The 17,919-nt window shown below is 63.4% G+C and carries 13 protein-coding genes; 7 read left to right on the top strand and 6 right to left on the bottom strand.

Going from position 1 to position 17,919, the window contains the following annotated elements:
• Window positions 1-43: 43 nt before the first annotated feature.
• Window positions 44-643 (top strand): LysE family translocator, encoded by a 600-nt coding sequence (locus FJ948_RS27150; protein ID WP_140709893.1) that lies wholly within the window; start codon window positions 44-46, stop codon window positions 641-643.
• 425 nt (window positions 644-1,068) lie between these two features.
• Here FJ948_RS27150 and FJ948_RS27145 read toward each other — a convergent pair whose 3' ends face one another.
• Window positions 1,069-1,863 (bottom strand): SDR family oxidoreductase, encoded by a 795-nt coding sequence (locus FJ948_RS27145; RefSeq protein WP_140709891.1) that lies wholly within the window; start codon window positions 1,861-1,863, stop codon window positions 1,069-1,071.
• A gap of 183 nt (window positions 1,864-2,046) precedes the next feature.
• On the opposite strand from FJ948_RS27145, the gene FJ948_RS27140 reads away from it, so the two are divergent.
• Complete coding sequence (locus tag FJ948_RS27140) at window positions 2,047-2,511, top strand: MarR family winged helix-turn-helix transcriptional regulator (protein WP_140709889.1); 465 nt, start codon at window positions 2,047-2,049, stop codon at window positions 2,509-2,511.
• Window positions 2,512-2,557: 46 nt separating this feature from the next.
• Here the strand turns inward: FJ948_RS27140 and FJ948_RS27135 are convergent, their stop codons facing one another.
• Window positions 2,558-3,736, bottom strand: coding sequence for an MFS transporter (locus FJ948_RS27135; protein ID WP_140709887.1), 1,179 nt, complete (start codon window positions 3,734-3,736; stop codon window positions 2,558-2,560).
• Between the two features lie 195 nt (window positions 3,737-3,931).
• Here FJ948_RS27135 and FJ948_RS27130 point away from each other — a divergent pair, with 195 nt between their 5' ends.
• The 5 genes from FJ948_RS27130 (at window position 3,932) to carB (ending at window position 14,149) form a co-directional block, all read left to right on the top strand.
• Window positions 3,932-4,288, top strand: a complete 357-nt coding sequence (locus FJ948_RS27130; RefSeq protein WP_140709885.1) for a helix-turn-helix transcriptional regulator — start codon at window positions 3,932-3,934, stop codon at window positions 4,286-4,288.
• A gap of 115 nt (window positions 4,289-4,403) precedes the next feature.
• The gene (locus FJ948_RS27125) at window positions 4,404-8,204 is read left to right on the top strand and encodes a caspase domain-containing protein (RefSeq protein WP_140709883.1); all 3,801 of its coding nucleotides are present in this window, start codon (window positions 4,404-4,406) and stop codon (window positions 8,202-8,204) included.
• Between the two features lie 136 nt (window positions 8,205-8,340).
• Window positions 8,341-9,099 (top strand): metallophosphoesterase family protein, encoded by a 759-nt coding sequence (locus FJ948_RS27120; protein ID WP_140709881.1) that lies wholly within the window; start codon window positions 8,341-8,343, stop codon window positions 9,097-9,099.
• Between the two features lie 220 nt (window positions 9,100-9,319).
• Window positions 9,320-10,450 carry an SH3 domain-containing protein gene (locus tag FJ948_RS30970; RefSeq protein ID WP_281405380.1) on the top strand — a complete coding sequence of 377 codons (1,131 nt, stop codon included), beginning with the start codon at window positions 9,320-9,322 and terminating at the stop codon, window positions 10,448-10,450.
• Between the two features lie 207 nt (window positions 10,451-10,657).
• The gene (gene carB, locus FJ948_RS27110) at window positions 10,658-14,149 is read left to right on the top strand and encodes a carbamoyl-phosphate synthase large subunit (RefSeq protein WP_140709877.1); all 3,492 of its coding nucleotides are present in this window, start codon (window positions 10,658-10,660) and stop codon (window positions 14,147-14,149) included.
• A gap of 94 nt (window positions 14,150-14,243) precedes the next feature.
• Here carB and FJ948_RS27105 read toward each other — a convergent pair whose 3' ends face one another.
• From FJ948_RS27105 to FJ948_RS27090, 4 genes are all read right to left on the bottom strand, one after another.
• A complete protein-coding gene (locus FJ948_RS27105) occupies window positions 14,244-14,891 on the bottom strand; it encodes a phage tail protein (protein WP_140709876.1) in 648 nt (215 codons plus the stop codon).
• Between the two features lies 1 nt (window position 14,892).
• A complete protein-coding gene (locus tag FJ948_RS27100) occupies window positions 14,893-16,197 on the bottom strand; it encodes an AAA family ATPase (RefSeq protein ID WP_140709874.1) in 1,305 nt (434 codons plus the stop codon).
• 284 nt (window positions 16,198-16,481) lie between these two features.
• Window positions 16,482-16,874 carry a RidA family protein gene (locus FJ948_RS27095; RefSeq protein WP_140709873.1) on the bottom strand — a complete coding sequence of 131 codons (393 nt, stop codon included), beginning with the start codon at window positions 16,872-16,874 and terminating at the stop codon, window positions 16,482-16,484.
• A 273-nt stretch (window positions 16,875-17,147) separates the two neighbouring features.
• Window positions 17,148-17,612 carry a cupin domain-containing protein gene (locus tag FJ948_RS27090; RefSeq protein ID WP_140709871.1) on the bottom strand — a complete coding sequence of 155 codons (465 nt, stop codon included), beginning with the start codon at window positions 17,610-17,612 and terminating at the stop codon, window positions 17,148-17,150.
• Window positions 17,613-17,919: the final 307 nt, after the last annotated feature.

The following is a 17,919-nucleotide window of genomic DNA, read 5'->3' as shown; positions in this document are numbered from 1 at the left end:
TGATGCAAGCTGGCGTCTACCATTGAGCCTCAAAGGACGCCCCATGATCGAACCCATCCTTCCGCTGATCCTGTTTGCCTTCGTGGCGACCGCCACGCCGGGCATCGCCACCACCCTGTCCACCGCGTCGGGCGCTCGGTTCGGCTTCCGAAGATCGCTGCCGCTGATGATCGGCAGCGCCGCAGGTCTCGCGACCGTGACAGGGGCGGCCGCCGCCGGGCTCGCGGGTCTCCTGCTTGCCATGCCGTCGCTGCAGCTTGCCATGAAGATCGCCGGCTCGCTCTATCTCGTCTGGCTGGCGATCAAGATCGGCCGCGCCGGGCCGCCCAATCTCGATGTGACGATGGCCAGGCCGAACAGCTTCTTCGGCGGCGCCGGCATCCAGTGGATGAACCCGAAAGGCTGGGCGATGGGCCTTGGCGCGGCGGCTTCCTTCGCCGCCCTCGCCGACGGCCCTGGACAACTCGCCTTGCTTCTCGGCTCGACCTTCGGCCTCGCCGCCGCCATCTCATTGTCCATCTGGTGCGTGGCCGGCATGGTGCTGGCACGGCTGCTCAAGACCGAATGGCAATGGCGCGCGCTCAACATCGTGCTGGCGCTGGTGCTCGCCGCCTCGATCATCCCGATGTGGCGGACGCATTAGAAGCGTCGGCCTTGCAGAACCAGGGTTTCTTGCCGCCGCTACAGCGCTACGGTACGCACACATTTCTAGGCAGCTGATCTTTGGCGATAGCGTGCATGGCAGCTTGGTGCATGCATTGTCTAATGCTGCGCTGGTCGACCCCACTCCGTCTCGGCTTCGCCGAGCCACCTTGCCGGGGCGAGCCACGGGTCTCGCCCGTCCTTCGGACCCCGCGATCGACGGGGTAGAGGAAAGGCGCCAGGCTTCTTGCCATCAACGCTCGTCCAGCAACGCCCCTTCCTTTCCCTCCGGAGGGGGAAAGGTGGCGCTGCGAAGCAGCGACGGATTGGGGGAACCACTTGGCAATCAAGCCTCAGGCCGATCAGCCACGCCGGTCACGGAAGATGTGCGCGTAGCATAGCGCCAGAGCGGCGCCAGAGGTGGCCTCAGGCCGCGTAGCGCGCCGCCGGCTTGTCGGCGTGCAGGCTGCCATAGAAGGCCTGCCGGGCGCCGAGGAACGTGTCCAGCTTTCCCGTGTCGGCAAGCGCCGGCACGGTGACGGCTTCGCCTCGCGCCAGGCCGACAAGAGCGGCATCGACCATATCGTCGGCGGTCATGATGATCTCCTTCGGAAGTGTATCGATATCGCCACCGGAAAGCTCCCAGAAGTCGGTCCGGGTCGCGCCGGGCAGCACCACCTGCACCTTCACCCCGGTGCCCGCGACCTCGCGATGCAGCGCTTCGGTGAAGTTGACGACATAGGCCTTGGTGCCGCTGTAGATGCCGCCGAACGAGGTGTCGAAAGCCAGTACCGAGGCGATGTTGACGATCCCGCCATGGTTGCGCGCCAGCAATCCCGGCAGCACGGCACGCGTCAGCCGGGTCAGCGCCACGACATTGACCTTGATCATGCGCTCGGCGGCATCCGCGTCGGCCGTTGCCACCACCACCTGTCCGCCAAGGCCGGCATTGTTGACCAGCAGCGTCACGCTATCGTCGGCCGATATCGCCTTTTCGACGCGGCGCACATCGTCGTCGTCTGACAGGTCGGCCGCGATCACGCTGACCTTGCGGCTGTAGGCATGGCGCAATTTCTCGGCCAATTCCTCGAGCCGGTCGGCGCGCCGCGCCACCAGCACCAGATCATAGCCCTGCCCCGCCAGCCGGTCCGCATAAACGGCGCCGATGCCCGAGGAGGCGCCGGTGACGACTGCCGTGCCCTTGTTGTCATTTCTGCTCATTGTCACGTTCCTTGTGTTCGTTGTCTTCGGCTCCGGCGGACACGCTGGCAGCGGAAGTTGTCATTCAATTAGTGGCATGTGCCACTTTCGGCGAAATAGGTATATGCCACTATCTTGTCAACGGCAGCGGCGAAAACTATTTCTGCGGCAGGCTGGCGCATTCCTCGCCGGCGAGGAGTTGACATGACCGACCTTCAGCAGCCTGGATTCAGCCAGTGCAACAATGCCACCTTGCGGCGCACCGCGCGTCGGCTCGGCCGCTTCTACGACGAAGCGCTGGCGCCTTCCGGGCTGAAGGGCACGCAATTTGGCCTGCTTTTCCAGATCAGTGTCGGCAGCGAGCCGGCCATGGGGGCCATTGCCGAGGCGCTGATCATGGATCTCTCGGCGCTCGGCCACACGCTGAAGCCGCTGGTCCGCGACGGCTATGTCGAAACCTTCCCCGACAAGGACGACCGCCGCGTCAAGCGCGTGCGGCTGACGCCATCAGGCCAGGCCAAGCTCGACGAGGCGATCAAGCTGTGGAGCGTTGCCCAGCGGCAATTCGAGGCCATGGTCGGCGCGGAGCGAGCCGCGAAGCTGCGCGCCACGCTCGATGAAGTGGCTGCGTTGAACCTGGAACTGCCCGCGGCCGCTTCTTCCGGTTGAAGAAGCGGCCGCGTAAACAAACAGGATGTAAGCCTCGGGGCCGGTCTTACTCAGCCGGCATCGCTACCGGTTTGGCAAACATCCGCCCCGCCAGCACGATGCCGAGCCCGATGACCGGGAAGGCCGCTGCAATCAGGCCGAGATCGGCCGGCGCGCCGTAGCGCAGCACCGCGCCGCCGACCACCGCGCCCAGCGCCACGCCGAGATAGAGCGCCGAGGCGTTGAGCGACAGCACGATCGGGGCCGCGTCCGGCGCGAGCTTGATGATGCGGCTCGCCTGCGCCGGCGGGAAAGCCCAGCCGACGATGCCCCACGGCACCATCATGCCCATCAGCGCCGGTCCGGCGAGATGATGCGGCAGGAAGGTCGGGATCAGCGAGAAGGTGACGAGCATGGCGGCGGAGAGCGCCAGCGACCATCCGACGGTGCGCGTCGCGCCGAAACGATCGGCGGCCTGGCCGCCGGCAATGTTGCCGATGACGGCGCCGGCACCGAAGGCCAGCAGCATGCCCGGCAGCGCGATCGGCGACAGCCCGGCGCCTTCGATGGCCAGCGGCGCGATGAAGCTGAACACGGTGAACGCGCCGATCAGGGCAACCGCCGTCGTCACCAGGATCGGCATCACGCCGGGGCGCATGGCCGCCGCCAGCCGGCGCTTCAAGGGCAGCTTCGTGCCGATGATGCCGCGCGGCAGCCGGTACCACAGGATGGCGCCGGACAGCGCGCCAAGGCCGGCAATGGCATAGAAGGTGCCGCGCCAGCCGGCGATGGCCGCGACAAGCGCGCCAAGCGGCGCCCCGACCGCGACGGCCACCGTGGTGCCGCCGACGACGACGGCGATGGCGCGAGCCCGGTGATGGTCATCGACCAGCGCCACCGCCGTGCCTTGCGCGGTGGCGGCGAACAGGCCCGACGACAGCGCCATGATGATGCGCGCGGCGAGCAGCACCTCGAAGGAGGAACTCAGGGCCGCGACGACATTGCCGATGACGAAGAACACCAGCGTCCACAGGATGACGCGGCGCCGGTCCCATTCGCCGGTCAGCGTCGCCAGGATGGGCGTGCCGATCGCATAGGCGAGCGCGAAGGCGGTGATCAGCGAACCGGCGAGCGGCACGGAGATGCCCGCATCCCTGGCGATGTCGGGCAGAAGGCTGGAGATGACGAAGCCTTCGGTCGAGATCGCGAACGATCCGAGCGCCAGCCAGAAGATTCTCTTGTCCATGGGAATGCGTCCTTAGTTCAAAAGTTATTGAACAATTGGACATAACAGGCCATGATGTCAATGAAGCCAGGGCAAAATAGCTGAACCATGCTGACAGCTCTGTGTCAGGACGGTCACGAGAAGGAGAAACAGTGTGCATGGGCCGAGCAGGATCGACGCGTTGAAATCGGCCCGAACTGTGCTTAGGTTCCTGCCATGACGCTCCCTCACCCCAATATGGACCAGATCAGCCTGCCCATCGTGCTCGGCGTGCTCGGCGACCCGACGCGGCTCGCCATCGTGCGCTATCTCGCCAGCAAGGAAGGCGTGCCGCTGAACTGCAGCCGCTTCCTCGACCTCGGCTCCAAGACCAATCTCAGCTACCACCTGGCCAAACTGCGCGAGGCCGGCGTCACCCGCGCCGAAGTGGTCGGCACCAACCGCATGATCACGCTGCGCCGCGCCGATCTCGACGCCCGCTTTCCCGGCCTGCTCGACAGTGTCATCGCCGCTGCGGTGGACGATCCCGCATTGCCGGCCGTCGGCGGCCACGATCTGGAAGTGCCTGCCTGACGCAATTTCCGGCCTCGGCGCCTTTGCGGCGCCGAAGGCACCTTGTTCCGTCACACAACGCCCTTATGCTGCCCAAATCCGGGAAAACAATTCGCCAGGGTTTGGGAATTGCGGAATGACGTGGCGGCTTTCCGATCGATCTTGGCTTCATCCGTGTCTCGCTGCCGTCCTGGCCTGCGGCTTCTGGCTTGCCGTGGCCTCGGCCGCCGACGCTGCCGCAAAGCTGCGCGGCGTGGCGCTGGTCATCGGCAACAGCGCCTATGAGCATCTTGCGCGATTGCCCAATCCGCAAAACGATGCCCGCTCCGTCGAGACGATGCTCGAAAGCCTCGGCTTCGATACAGAGATCAGCACCGACCGCGATGCGAGGCGCCTTGCCCGCGACCTCGACCGCTTCGCCGAGGACGCCAGGGATGCCGATGTCGCCATCCTCTATTATTCCGGCCATGGCATCGAAGCCGGCGGTGAGAATTACCTGGTGCCGGTCGATGCCGACTTTTCCGCACTCGACGCGGCCGGCGAACGTCTGGTGCCGGTGTCGGCGCTCATCGCCAAATTGCAGGCGAGCGTGCCGCTGACCATCGTCATGCTGGATGCCTGCCGCGACAGCCCGTTTCCGCCCGGTTCGCTCGTCCGCGCGGCGCCCGGCGTTCAGCCCGCTCCAATCGGCCCCGCCGGATTGAGCGAGGCCCGTGGCGCGACGCCTCTCAAGCCGCCGTCGGATGCCGCCGCGGCTCCGAGCGTCGGCACGGTGATTGCCTTCGCCGCCGAGCCCGGTCACGCCGCGCTCGATGGAAGCCCCGGCGGCGACAGCCCCTATGCGGCGGCCCTGACCAAGCATCTTTCGGCCATGAGCGGCGAGGAATTCGGCACCGTCATGCGCATGGTGGCCCAGGAGGTCTATCTCAAGACCAATGGCCGCCAGCGGCCATGGATCAACGAAAGCCTGCGCCGCCTGCTCTATTTCGGCAAGGCGCCGACTGAGCCGACCGGCGACGACGGCGACATCCTCAAGGAGCGCCGCCAGCTTCTGCTCACCATCGCCGCCCTGCCCGACGCCGACCGCAAGCAGGTGGAAACGACGGCCGCCGATCGTGGCGTGCCGATGGACGCGCTCTACGGCATGCTGAAGACGCTGGGCGCCGGCACGCCGAAGGATCCGGCCGAACTCGACAAGCTGCTGCGCGACCAGGCCGACCGGCTGAAGAGCATCATGGCGGAGCGCGCGGCGCTGCGGAGCGCCGATCCGGAGATCGTGCGGCTGTCCGGCCTGTCGCAGGCCGCCATCGGCGAGGGCGCGCTGTCCACGGCCATTTCGCTCAACGAACGTGCCAAATCCCGGCTGAAGATGCTGGTCTCCACCCTCGATGAAACAGAAGCCAATCTCAAGCAGCGGCGTATGGAAGCCGCCGACGTGTATGCCAGAAGCGCCCAGGCCTATGGCCTCAACTCCGACTATCTCGAGGCCGCCAGCGACTATGAACAGGCATTCGGTCAGGTCGAGCGCTGGGACGACACGCTGGCCCTGCAGTACAAGGGTGGCGAGGTGCTCTCGCTCACGGATCATGGCCGGTACAAGGGCGACAACGATGCGCTTCTCGGTGCGATTTCCGCCGGCAAGGATCTCGTCGGCATCGCAAGCCGTCTCAAGGACCAGGGCAGCCTGGCCAAGGCGCGGCTCAATCTCGGCAATGCTTACCAGACGTTGGGCAAGCGAAAAGGCGATGCGGGGCAATTGCGGCTAGCCGTCGCCGCCTACCGGACGGCGCTGGAGGGACTTCCACGCGAACAGAGTTCCCAAGACTGGGCTCTTGCCCAGAACAATCTTGGCGCGACACTGTCGAATCTGGGCGAACTCGAAACCGGCACCGCGACCTTGCAGGAGGCGGTCACGGCTTTCCGCGCCGCGCTGGAAGTGCGGACACGCCAGACTGCCCCGCTTGACTGGGCCATGACGCAGACCAATCTTGGCAATGCGCTTGCGGAATTCGGCGAGCGCGAAGCGGGCACGGACCACCTGGAGCAGGCCGCTGCCGCTTTTCGGGCGGCCGGCGAAGAGCTGACCCGCGATCGGGCGCCGCTTTATTGGGCGCAGGTGCAAACCAACCTTGGCATCACGCTCTACGCACTCGGTGAGCGCGAGACCGGGACAGCGCACCTGGAAGAATCGGCCGCCGTCCTGCTCGCGGCGCTTGAAGAGCGCACCCGCGACCGCGTGCCGCTCGAATGGGCCAAGACGCAGATGAGTCTCGCCCTCGCCTGGACGGAACTGGGGCACCGCAAACGCGATGCGAACCAACTGCGGGCGGCCGTCGCGGCCTACCGCGCCGCACTCGAGGAATACAGCGCCGATCGGGCGCCGATCGATTGGGCGACCACGCAGGCCGGTCTTGGAAACGCCTTCCGCTACCTCGATCAGGAACAACCGAACGCCGCGGCGGCCGGCACGGCGATGCTGGAACAGGCCCTGACGGCCTATCGTGCCGCCCTCGGCACGTTGACCCGCGAACATACGCCGCTCGATTGGGCGACGGTCGAGATCAATCTCGCCGTCGTGCTGTCGGATATCGGCAAACGCCGCGGCGACGCCGACCAGATCAAGGAAGCCATTGCCACCTTCCGCGCGGCGCTGGAGGAAGCCACCCGCGAACGCATGCCGCTGCTTTGGGCCGGCGCGCAGGGCAATCTGGGGCATGCGCTGGCATGGCTGGGAGAACGCCAGGGCGATACGGCATTGCTTGGGCAAGCCGTCGCCGCCTACAACGCGGCACTCGAGGAAACGACCCGCGCACGGGCGCCGCTCGACTGGGCAGCGATCCAGATCGACATTGGCACGGCGTCGAGAATCCTGGGGACGGCGTTGCCGCGAACCGGCCAATTCGACGAAGGCGCCCGGCAATTGGAGGCCGCCGAATCGGCCTTCCAATCCGCGCTGCTCGAATATGACAGTCAGCGCACGCCGAACGAATGGGCCGCCGCGCAAAGCAATCTGGGGGCGGTCCTGATCACCATCGGGCTTTCCCGGGGCGAACCGGGGCGGCTGCAGGATGCTGTCGCTGCTTTCAATGCGGCGCTTACGCAATACACCCGCGAAAAGGCGCCGCTCGACTGGGCCGCCACGCAAAACAATCTTGGCACCGCGCTGCGCTATCTCGGCCAGCAGCAAGGCGATTCGGCAAAGCTTGAGGCCGCCATTGCCGCCTATCGCGCGGCGCTCGAAGTCCGCACCAGATTGAACGGTCCGCTCGACTGGGCGCAGACGCAGGCCAATCTGGGCAACACGCTGGTGATCCTGGGCGACGTGCTGGCGTCCGCCGGCCAGCCGAATCTGGGGTTGGGGCGGTTGCAGGACGCCGTCACTACCCTTCGCCTGGCGCTGCAGGAATACATTCGCGAAAGGGCGCCGACCCTAGGGGCAGCGACGCAGGTCGACCTTGCGCGAGCCGAGACCAAGCTGGGATTGGCAATGGCCGGTTTCGGCGCTGTCGACAATGGCGTGGCATGGATGCAGGACGCGGTCGCCATCTACCGGCAAGCGCTGCTGCAATACACGCGCGAGACGACGCCCACCGACTGGTCCGACATCCAGAACGAACTGGGCTCCACGCTGATCAAGCTTGCGGGCACAACCATCGACCCGCAATTCGCCAGGGACGCCATCGTCGCCTACCGCGCCGCGCTCGAGATCCGTACCCGCGAACAATACCCGCAATATTGGGCGCAGACCCAAACCAATCTGGGACTGGCGCTTGTCGGCCTGGGCTCCCTCACCCGGTCGCGCGAGGCGATCCTGCTCGGCAAGGAGGCAATCCAGTCCGTATGGGACATGTACCGGGCAGCCGGCTCCAGCCAGTACGACAATTATTACGCGTCCGCCCTCAGTGATGCCGACAATGAACTCGCCAGGTTGAACTGACCGCGGCGAAGCCGAAGCGGACCTTGACGCTCGCCAGTCGTTCAAGGAAGTTGCAGCGTTTTCCGACGTTTCTCGCCGAGACCTTGCGGCTTCGCGAGGCAAGGAAACGCTGCCTCACTGCTGGAGCTTCCCAAAAATGCGCATAGCCGTCCTCGCCGATATCCACGGCAACGTCCTCGCTTTCGATGCCGTGCTCGACGATCTGGCGCGGCGCGGCGGTGTCGATCTTACCGTCAATCTCGGTGACAGCGTTTCGGGGCCGCTCTGGCCGCGCGAAACCATGGAACGGCTGGAAGCGCTCAACCTGCCGACGGTGCGCGGCAACCATGACCGCCGCGTCGCCGTCGATCCCCCTGACGAGACCATGTGGGCGTCCGACGTTTATGCGCAGGAGCGGCTGACGCAGGCGCAGCGCGACGCGCTGTTCGGGCAGCCGCTGACGCTGGAGATCGCGCCCGGCGTCATCGCCTTCCACGCGCGGCCCGATCACGACGAAAAATATCTGCTCGACGCGGTCGTCGAGGGCCGGCTGGTGCGCGCGCCGCTGGCCACGATCCGGCGCCGGCTGGGCGGGTTCGACCCGAAATGCCGCATTGCGCTCTGCGGTCACAGCCACCGGGCGGAGTTGATCCGAATTCCCGACGGTCCCGTCATCTTCAATCCGGGCAGCATCGGCTGCCCCGCCTATGACGACGACACGCCGCCGGCGCATGTTTCCGAACAGGGCTCGCCGCACGCCCGCTACGGCATCGTCACCCTGGGCGGCGCCGGCCACCCGGACCGCTTCGAGATGATCGCGGTCGACTACGACCATGAGGCGGCGGCGCGTCAGGCCGAACAGGCGGGACGCCCGGAATGGGCGCACGGGCTAAGGACGGGGTTCATGCCAGGCTAAAGCCTAGGCTTCATCCCAGGCTGAACCCCTTGGTCATGCCGGGCTGAAGCGTCGGCTTCATGCCCGGGCTGAACGCCATCACATCGGTCGGCAGGTCCGGCCATCTCGGTTGTAGACACGGCGCCGCACCCTCGCTTATAAAACCGGCTTCGCGCGCGGCAGCGTTTTTTTGGGTCTGGCGGTGCCTTTGGTAATGCAATCTATCGCCTACGGCCAAGTGATGAGGCGCCGAATTCCGTTCCGCAAAGCGCTCTACGCACTCATTGCCGCGCCGTCGCTGTTGACGGCGCTGGCGGCGCATGCCGAAGAGGCACCCTTCATCTCCGTCGTCACCGGGCTTGCCCCCGACGACCTGCTCAATGTCCGCGCCAAGCCATCGCCGATCGGCAAGACCGAGGCGCGCCTGGCTGCCGGCGCGAGCGTCAGGAACCTCGGCTGCAACGACATTGACGGCCACCCCTGGTGCAAGGTCGAGTCGGACAATCCCAAGGCAACCGGCTGGGCCCCGGCGCGCTATCTCGTTCCCGTCAATCCGGCGACGATACCCGACCAGGCCGCCGATGCGCCCGCTGCCATTGCCCCAGCGCCTCCCGTCGACGGAACGGCGCCGGCCGCCCAGCCCGCGCAGCCTGTCGAGGCGGCCGCGACGCCTCAGTCACCTCCAGCCGAGGCACCGCCAGCCGATGCACCCCCGCCCGACCTGACAGAGCGGCTGGGCGGCATCGTCCATCCGGTCACTCCCGAGGCGCCTGTCAAGTCCGCCGCCGCCACGGCCATGCAGGATGCCTATGGCCTGGCGCTGGCTGCCACGGAAATGCCGACGACCGCGGAGAGCACGCCACCCACCGCCACGGTGGAGCCACAGGACGACGCCAAGGCATCGCCAGACGCCGCCGCCGCCCAAGGCGATGCCGGCACGGCGGCGGCCGGGGACAATGCCTCGGCGGGGTCGATCCCGGTGCCCACGCCGCGCCCTGGACCGGCAGGTGCCGGCCCGGGACCGGCAGGAGCCGTGCCGCCCGCCGTCGACACGCAGACCGTCGCGGAACTGCCGCCGCCGCCCACGGCCCTCGCCACCGGCGACTCCGTCGAAATCCCCTGCGCCCGCTATGTCGGCCAGCCCATGACGCGCTGCGCGGCGACCATCGTGCACAAGGGCACGGACAAGGCCGACATCACCGTGACCTGGCCCGATGGCGGCACGCGCATCATCTCCTTCCAGGCCGGCATGCCCGCCGGCTCCAACGCCCGCGGCGATTTCCGCTTCACTAGGGAAGGCAGCCTCAACATGATCCGGGTTGGTGTGTCGGAGCGGTTCGAGATCACCGATACGGTGGCGTTCGGGGATTAGGGGAATAAGGCAGTAGGGCAGTAAGGCAGTAAGTGAGGCCGGGACGCGCTCCCCTACTCCCCTACTCCCTTCATTTTCGGGGTTACATCCGCCAAAACTCTTCCCTATAAGGCCCTCCTAGCCTGATACCAGAATCGCGAGCACAACCGGCCGGGTCTTCCCGTCCCGGTTTTTTGTGCAAGCCGCCCGCCGAACGGAATTGTCGCCATGCCAAGACGCACTGACATCAAGTCGATCCTGATCATCGGGGCCGGCCCCATCGTCATCGGCCAGGCCTGTGAGTTCGATTATTCCGGCACCCAGGCCTGCAAGGCGCTGAAGGAGGAAGGCTTCCGCGTCATCCTGGTCAATTCCAACCCGGCCACCATCATGACCGACCCGGAACTGGCCGATGCCACCTATATCGAGCCGATCACCCCCGAAGTCGTGGCCAAGATCATCGCCAAGGAGCGGCCCGACGCGCTGCTGCCGACCATGGGCGGCCAGACGGCGCTCAACACCGCTTTGTCGCTGCGCCGCATGGGCGTGCTCGAGCGCTACAATGTCGAGATGATCGGCGCCGATGCGCAGGCCATCGACAAGGCCGAGGACCGGGCGCTGTTTCGCGAGGCGATGAAGACGATCGGGCTGGAAACCCCGAAGTCGATGCTGGCCAACGCCACCGACGTCAAGAACGCCGACCGCAAGACGCATGAGGCCGAGCGCGCCGCGCTGAAGGCCGAGAAGCCCGACAATCTCGACGCCGCGCTCGATGCGCTGGAAACCCGCTGGAACCTCGGCGAAGGCGACCGCAAGCAGCGCTACATCAGCCATGGCATGGCGATCGCCGCGCAGGCGCTCGACCATGTCGGCCTGCCGGCCATCATCCGCCCGTCCTTCACCATGGGCGGCACCGGCGGCGGCATCGCCTACAACAGGGCCGAATTCTACGACATCGTCCAGTCCGGCCTCGACGCCTCGCCGACCACCGAAGTGCTGATCGAGGAAAGCGTGCTCGGCTGGAAGGAGTATGAGATGGAGGTCGTCCGCGACAGGGCGGACAATTGCATCATCGTCTGCTCGATCGAGAACATCGACCCGATGGGCGTGCACACGGGCGATAGCATCACCGTCGCCCCGGCGCTGACCTTGACCGACAAGGAATACCAGATGATGCGCAACGCCTCGATCGCCGTGCTGCGCGAGATCGGTGTCGAGACCGGCGGCTCCAACGTGCAGTTCGCCGTCAACCCGGCCGATGGCCGCCTCGTCGTCATCGAGATGAACCCGCGCGTCTCGCGCTCCTCGGCGCTGGCCTCCAAGGCGACCGGTTTCCCGATCGCCAAGATCGCGGCCAAACTCGCCGTCGGCTATACGCTGGACGAGCTGGAGAACGACATCACCGGCGGCGCCACGCCCGCCTCGTTCGAGCCGAGCATCGATTATGTGGTGACCAAGATCCCGCGCTTTGCCTTCGAGAAATTCCCCGGCGCCGAGCCGGTGCTGACGACAGCCATGAAGTCGGTCGGCGAAGTCATGGCCATCGGCCGCACTTTTCAGGAATCGCTGCAGAAGGCTTTGCGCGGGCTCGAGACCGGCCTCACCGGCCTCGACGAGATCGAAATCCCCGGCCTCGGCGCCACAAACAGCGCCGACGACCGCAACGCCATCCGCGCGGCGCTCGGCACCCCGACGCCCGACCGGCTGCGCATGGTGGCGCAGGCGATCCGCATGGGCACCTCGCTGGAAGACGTGCACGCGATGTGCAAGATCGACCCGTGGTTCCTCGAACAGATCGCGGGCATTCTGGCCATGGAAGCCCGCATCCGCGAGCACGGCATTCCCCAGGACGCCGTCAACCTGCGCATGCTGAAGGCCATGGGCTTCTCCGATGCCCGCCTCGCGTCGCTGACGAAGACCGACGCCGAAGTGATTCAAAGGATTCGCGAAAAGCTCGACGTTCATCCGGTTTATAAGCGCATCGACACTTGCGCGGCCGAGTTCGCCTCGCCGACAGCCTACATGTACTCGACCTATGAAGTGCCCTTCGCAGGCAGCCTCGCCAACGAGGCGCAGGTCTCGTCGCGCAAGAAGGTCGTCATCCTCGGCGGCGGGCCGAACCGCATCGGCCAGGGCATCGAGTTCGACTATTGCTGCTGCCACGCGGCGTTTGCGCTGCGCGACGCCGGCTATGAAGCGATCATGATCAACTGCAACCCGGAGACGGTTTCGACCGACTACGACACTTCGGACCGGCTCTATTTCGAGCCGCTGACGGCGGAGGACGTGCTGGAGATCCTGCGCGCCGAGCAGGCGTCGGGCGAACTGGTCGGCGTCATCGTCCAGTTCGGCGGCCAGACGCCGCTGAAGCTGGCCGATGCGCTGGAGAAGGCCGGCATACCGATCCTCGGCACCTCGCCGGACATGATCGATCTCGCCGAAGACCGCGACCGCTTCCAGAAGCTCTTGCACAAGCTCAACCTCAGCCAGCCGAAGAACGGCATCGCCTATTCGGTCGAGCAGGCCCGCCTCGTTGCCGCCGAGCTTGGCTTCCCGCTGGTGGTGCGCCCCTCCTATGTGCTTGGCGGCCGCGCCATGCAGATCATCCATGACGAGGGCATGCTGCAGAGCTATCTGCTCGACACCGTGCCCGGCCTGGTGCCGGAGGACATCAAGCAGAAATACCCCAACGACAAGACCGGCCAGATCAACACGCTGCTGGGCAAGAACCCGCTGCTGTTCGACACCTATCTCTCGGGCGCCATCGAGGTCGATGTCGACTGCCTCTGCGACGGCAAGGCCACCTTCGTCTCCGGCATTCTGGAACACATCGAGGAAGCCGGCATCCATTCGGGCGACTCGGCCTGCTCGCTGCCGGTGCACTCGCTGCCTTCGGAACTGGTCGACGAGCTGGAGCGCCAGACGGCGGCTCTTGCCCGCGCGCTCAATGTCGGCGGGCTGATGAACGTGCAGTATGCGATCAAGGACGGCACGGTCTATGTGCTGGAGGTCAACCCGCGCGCGTCCCGCACCGTGCCCTTCGTCGCCAAGACCATCGGGCGTCCCATCGCCAAAATCGCCTCCCGCATCATGGCCGGCGAGACGCTGGAAGACGCCTTCTCCCATTACGGCGCCATGCCCGACCCCAGAAATCCCGGCCACATCGCGGTCAAGGAAGCCGTCTTCCCCTTCGCCCGCTTCCCCGGCGTCGACATATTGCTCGGCCCGGAAATGCGCTCGACCGGCGAGGTCATGGGCCTCGACCGTGATTTCGCGCTCGCCTTCGCCAAGAGCCAGCTCGGCGCCGGCGTCGACCTGCCCCGCTCCGGCACGCTGTTCGTCTCGGTGCGCGACGAGGACAAGAAAGGCATATTGCCGGCGGTCAAGCGCCTCGCCGGCCTCGGCTTCAAGGTGCTGGCCACCTCAGGCACGCAGCGCTTCCTCGCTGAAAACGGCGTCGACGCGCAGAAGATCAACAAAGTCCTGGAAGGCCGCCCCCACATTGAGGACGCCATCCGCAACCGCCAGGTCCAGATCGTGTTCAACACGACGGACGGCCAGAAGGCGGTGTCGGACTCGAAGTCGCTGCGGCGGGCAACGCTGATGCAGAAGGTGCCGTATTACACGACGCTGTCGGGCGCGGCTGCGGTGGCCGAGGCGATCGCGGCGCTGAAGGCGGGGAGTTTGGAAGTCAGGCCGCTGCAGGAGTATTTTGCTTGAGGCGACTAGCTGATCTCACCCCTTGTGGGGGAGATGGTGGACGGCCAGTACGCAAGACCCTTCAGATTCGCAGCCCAAAGGATTGGATCAAAAATCAAGGTAAAGTGTCTAAGAAAGTTTTTAAGCTTTCGCTATGGCGGGCAGCAGATATCACATCTTTTCTCTTTCTAAATGCGCGCGCAAGTTCTCTGTAACTTCTATAGTCCTTTTTATGCTCCAAGTTTCTCTTGCTTAGAGCACGAGACAAATGATCCTCGCAGTTCATTTCGCGGCACTTTCCCGAATAATTCGCAAATAAAGGAAGTAACCAACACTCAAGGGAATGAACGCTGACCGCAAAAAAGATTCTACTTGACATCTGTGTGAAATTTTTCTGCCCAAATTTCGTAATGATTAGAGTCCGCACATCTGCAACGATTTCTGAGGTAGATCGCCGAACCCCGTTCTCGGTTTGACTGACCCCAAAATTCGCATGTTCGGAGCAATCCGTGTCAATCTGAACCACTAGGTAATCATTAACTGCCAGTGCCTCCGTGATCCGCTCGGCAAGGGTACAATATTCAAGCACCCTTTCCCAACCGCCGGCACTCAAAGCTCGCGATGCGTCAGTGGCGTCTCGGATGGGTTGCAAGAAGTTTACATCGATTTCCTCACCTAACGACTCACCACAGTACGCCTCAAGGATGCCCTCGATCACAGCTTGGTCCGTTATACCTTCCGTTATGAGCGCAAATGTTGCCATGTCAAAAAGTCTTCGGAAGCCCGCCAAGACTGCCTCTTAGAAAAGCTTCAGATAGCCTCAATTTAGGCGGCTCGTCGCCCCCGCTTTCCGCAGGTTTTTTGAAGCGCCTGACTCGCGTGTGCCCCTCCCGCCCTCTGGACACTATGAACAACCGTTGATCTTCATCATCTAGATTTAAGCCATCGAGAATCGCCGGGTTGTGGGTAGTGAGCAAGACCTGCTTGCCATTCTCTTTTGCTAGACCAACCAACTCTATGATCAGACGCTCACACAACTTAGGATTCAGAGAAGCATCGATATTATCGATAGCGAAAAAAGATGGAGTCAAATCGCTCGAAAATAAAGTAAAATAGAAAAGCAAGAAAAGAAACCCCTCGTTGGCGCTTCTTTGATCAAATTGATTTCTCTTCGAACTGAGGAAAGTATCAGTAATCGAAATTCTTGCTGCCGGGTTTCTGGTTCCTCTAACCAGTTTGAAATCTTCGAACCATCCTAATAAATGTAGACACTTCTTGACGCCAGTCAACGCCCTCTGGTCTGACTTTTCTGACATCACACTAAGCAATTTTAGCAAACCTTCCCCATTAATCCCCAAGGGTTCAATCTGGCCCTCACGTTCAAATAATCGAAGCGAGGAATTTTCTGGAGAGTAAACTAAGTATTGGCTAAGAACATCACGATGGGCTATAAATGGTGCCGATTTTTTAAGGAGAATTTGAGAGAAAATACTATCCACATCCAAAGAAAGAGGAACCGTTACTTTTTTCTTTTCTCCCTTGCGGGATTTTTCTTTTTTTGCCTTAGGATTGGACAGCTTCTCATCCAGCGCAGAAGTTACCGCAACGCGCAGCGACTCAAGAACCTCCGATATCTTTACATTCCCCCTATTCGGAGTTTTCACCAACTCTTCTAACGCAACTTTAAAATCTTCAAACTTAAAAACTCCTTCTATATTGCCGTCCGTCTCTATATTCATTTCCCAATTAGAGTATGGTGCGTTGTCATTTCGCAGAACATAGGTTAGCTTCGGGTGAAGAGGATCAGTGATAGAAATCTTTACAGATTCATCCGGCTTAAAACCATCAAATGCCGGTCGCATTAATTGCGGATCGGTCACTCGTACACCGCGCGATGAAAGAAATTCATTGTCAAGCTTGTCAGCGCAGGCAGCGCCGGCAAGAGCAATAGCCTCCAATATGTTGCTTTTCCCCGAACCATTCTCACCTATAAAGATATTTACGCGACCAAGATCCAATTGCACCTTTGCGATCGATTTATAATTCTCAATTGTAACCGAATGGATCAAGTTTCTAACCTTCTATGTTTTCTTACTAGGCAGAGCATGTTCGGATACAGGCTCGGTATTTTCGCATTGTCACTTCAGTGGATGAGCCAAACGTGGCATGCCGCGATACGCCTGCGCAGCCAGATAAGTTCCTGAATGTATCTATGCGAAATTCATTCTCGAGTCTCGCTTCGCCTATCAGCCGCTTAGCCGCCATAACCTGATATCGAACGCTAGGAGGACAAGATAGACGCTCATCTGGCATTTTGGCCAATCACCTCCGTTGTGATATCGGCACCGCGCCCTCACGCCACCGCCACGCACTCAATCTCGATATCAAACTCCATCGGCCAGGACGCCACCGGCACAAAACTCCGCGCCGGCGGGTTAGTCGAAAAGTACCGGGCATACACCCTGTTTATGGTGTTGTAGAAGCCGGAATTGACGGCGTAGATGCGCACCATCACCACGTTTTCCAGCGAGGTGCCGGCCGCTTCCAGGCAGTGTTTCAGCGCCTTCAGCGACGCGTCTGTTTGCGTTTCGATGTCGCCGCGCACCATCTCGCCGGTCACCATGTCGACCGGCGGCGTCGCCGAGATGAACACGAAGCCGTTGGCCTTCACCGCCGTCGAACAGGGCAGGCCGAGCGAGCGCACCTTGTCCGACATGACGGGCACTTCGATGACTTGTTTTTTCATGGTGGTACTCCCTGGGTTGGCAAGGTTAGCGCCAGGCCCCCTCACCCAGCCTCCGCTTCGCTCGGCTGACCGTTCGGGGCGAGCCGCGTGTCTCGCCCGTCCTTCGGACCCCCGAGGGGAGAGGAGATTACGAGCGCCAACGCCAAGCTCTTCTCCCCAGCGGGAGGAAGGTGGACGCGAAGCGGCCGGATGAGGGGGCTGGCGCCAACCTCTAATTGCCGGGAGCTTATCCCGACGCTGGCGAAACACCAGCGCCGAACCATGATCCAGCCCTCACCCCTGCCCCGGATACGGCGTGCCGTCCTTGTGCAAAAACCGCCCGTCGGAGTTCGGGCTCATCATGTCGATGTCGGAGCAAGTGATGACATCGTCCATGTTGCGCGAGCCGACCTCGAGGTAGAGCGCCGTCGTCGACGAGCGGTTGATCATGTGGTGGCCGTTGCCGCTGTTCTTGGCGAAGGCAGCGCTATCGCCGGCCTTGAGCAACGTCTCGCCGCCATCCTCGACCAGCACCAGTTCGCCTTCCAGCACATGGACGAACTCGTCCTCATGGCTGTGCCAGTGGCGCTGGCTCGACCAGCCGCTTGGCGGCAGCGTCATCAGGTTGACGCCGAAATCGGTGAGCCCGCCGGCGTCGCCGAGACGCCGGCGCGTGCGGGTGGCGCACGGGGCGTCGAAGGGTGCGGGGTAGCCGGAGCCCTGGCGAACGGGAATGGCTGCGAGGTCGATCTTGGGCATGGGTGGCTCCCGAGGGTGATGGGGGGCAGTGTAGATGATGGCGGAGGCACAGGGCCAGGTTGGGTTTTGCCAGGGAGCGAGAGATATCGGACGTAGCGCCCTACGGCGCCCCCCTCTGTCCTGCCGGACATCTCCCCCTCTTGGGGGGAGATTGGCTGTCATTGCGGCCTTCGCCAATTCTCAACGCTGCAGGAAAAGAGCCGGCGCCCAGGCTGCCAATCTCCCCACTTGAGGGGGAGATGTCCGGCAGGACAGAGAGGGGCGCCGTAGGGCGCTTTTCTTGATCCGTCCTGACTGTCGAATCCTA

The sequence above is a fragment of the Mesorhizobium sp. B2-3-12 genome, assembly GCF_006442205.1.
Classification (GTDB): domain Bacteria; phylum Pseudomonadota; class Alphaproteobacteria; order Rhizobiales; family Rhizobiaceae; genus Mesorhizobium.
This window is presented reverse-complemented; position numbering and strand designations above follow the sequence as displayed.

What these genes read in the sequence shown, in the direction of transcription:
- FJ948_RS27125 (WP_140709883.1), top strand. Translation starts at nt 4,404, where the DNA reads ATGACGTGGCGGCTTTCCGATCGATCTTGGCTTCATCCGTGTCTCGCT.
- carB (WP_140709877.1), top strand. Translation starts at nt 10,658, where the DNA reads ATGCCAAGACGCACTGACATCAAGTCGATCCTGATCATCGGGGCCGGC.
- FJ948_RS27130 (WP_140709885.1), top strand. Translation starts at nt 3,932, where the DNA reads ATGACGCTCCCTCACCCCAATATGGACCAGATCAGCCTGCCCATCGTG.
- FJ948_RS27135 (WP_140709887.1), bottom strand. Translation starts at nt 3,736, where the DNA reads ATGGACAAGAGAATCTTCTGGCTGGCGCTCGGATCGTTCGCGATCTCG.
- FJ948_RS27105 (WP_140709876.1), bottom strand. Translation starts at nt 14,891, where the DNA reads ATGGCAACATTTGCGCTCATAACGGAAGGTATAACGGACCAAGCTGTG.
- FJ948_RS27150 (WP_140709893.1), top strand. Translation starts at nt 44, where the DNA reads ATGATCGAACCCATCCTTCCGCTGATCCTGTTTGCCTTCGTGGCGACC.
- FJ948_RS27090 (WP_140709871.1), bottom strand. Translation starts at nt 17,612, where the DNA reads ATGCCCAAGATCGACCTCGCAGCCATTCCCGTTCGCCAGGGCTCCGGC.
- FJ948_RS27120 (WP_140709881.1), top strand. Translation starts at nt 8,341, where the DNA reads ATGCGCATAGCCGTCCTCGCCGATATCCACGGCAACGTCCTCGCTTTC.
- FJ948_RS27140 (WP_140709889.1), top strand. Translation starts at nt 2,047, where the DNA reads ATGACCGACCTTCAGCAGCCTGGATTCAGCCAGTGCAACAATGCCACC.
- FJ948_RS30970 (WP_281405380.1), top strand. Translation starts at nt 9,320, where the DNA reads ATGAGGCGCCGAATTCCGTTCCGCAAAGCGCTCTACGCACTCATTGCC.
- FJ948_RS27145 (WP_140709891.1), bottom strand. Translation starts at nt 1,863, where the DNA reads ATGAGCAGAAATGACAACAAGGGCACGGCAGTCGTCACCGGCGCCTCC.
- FJ948_RS27095 (WP_140709873.1), bottom strand. Translation starts at nt 16,874, where the DNA reads ATGAAAAAACAAGTCATCGAAGTGCCCGTCATGTCGGACAAGGTGCGC.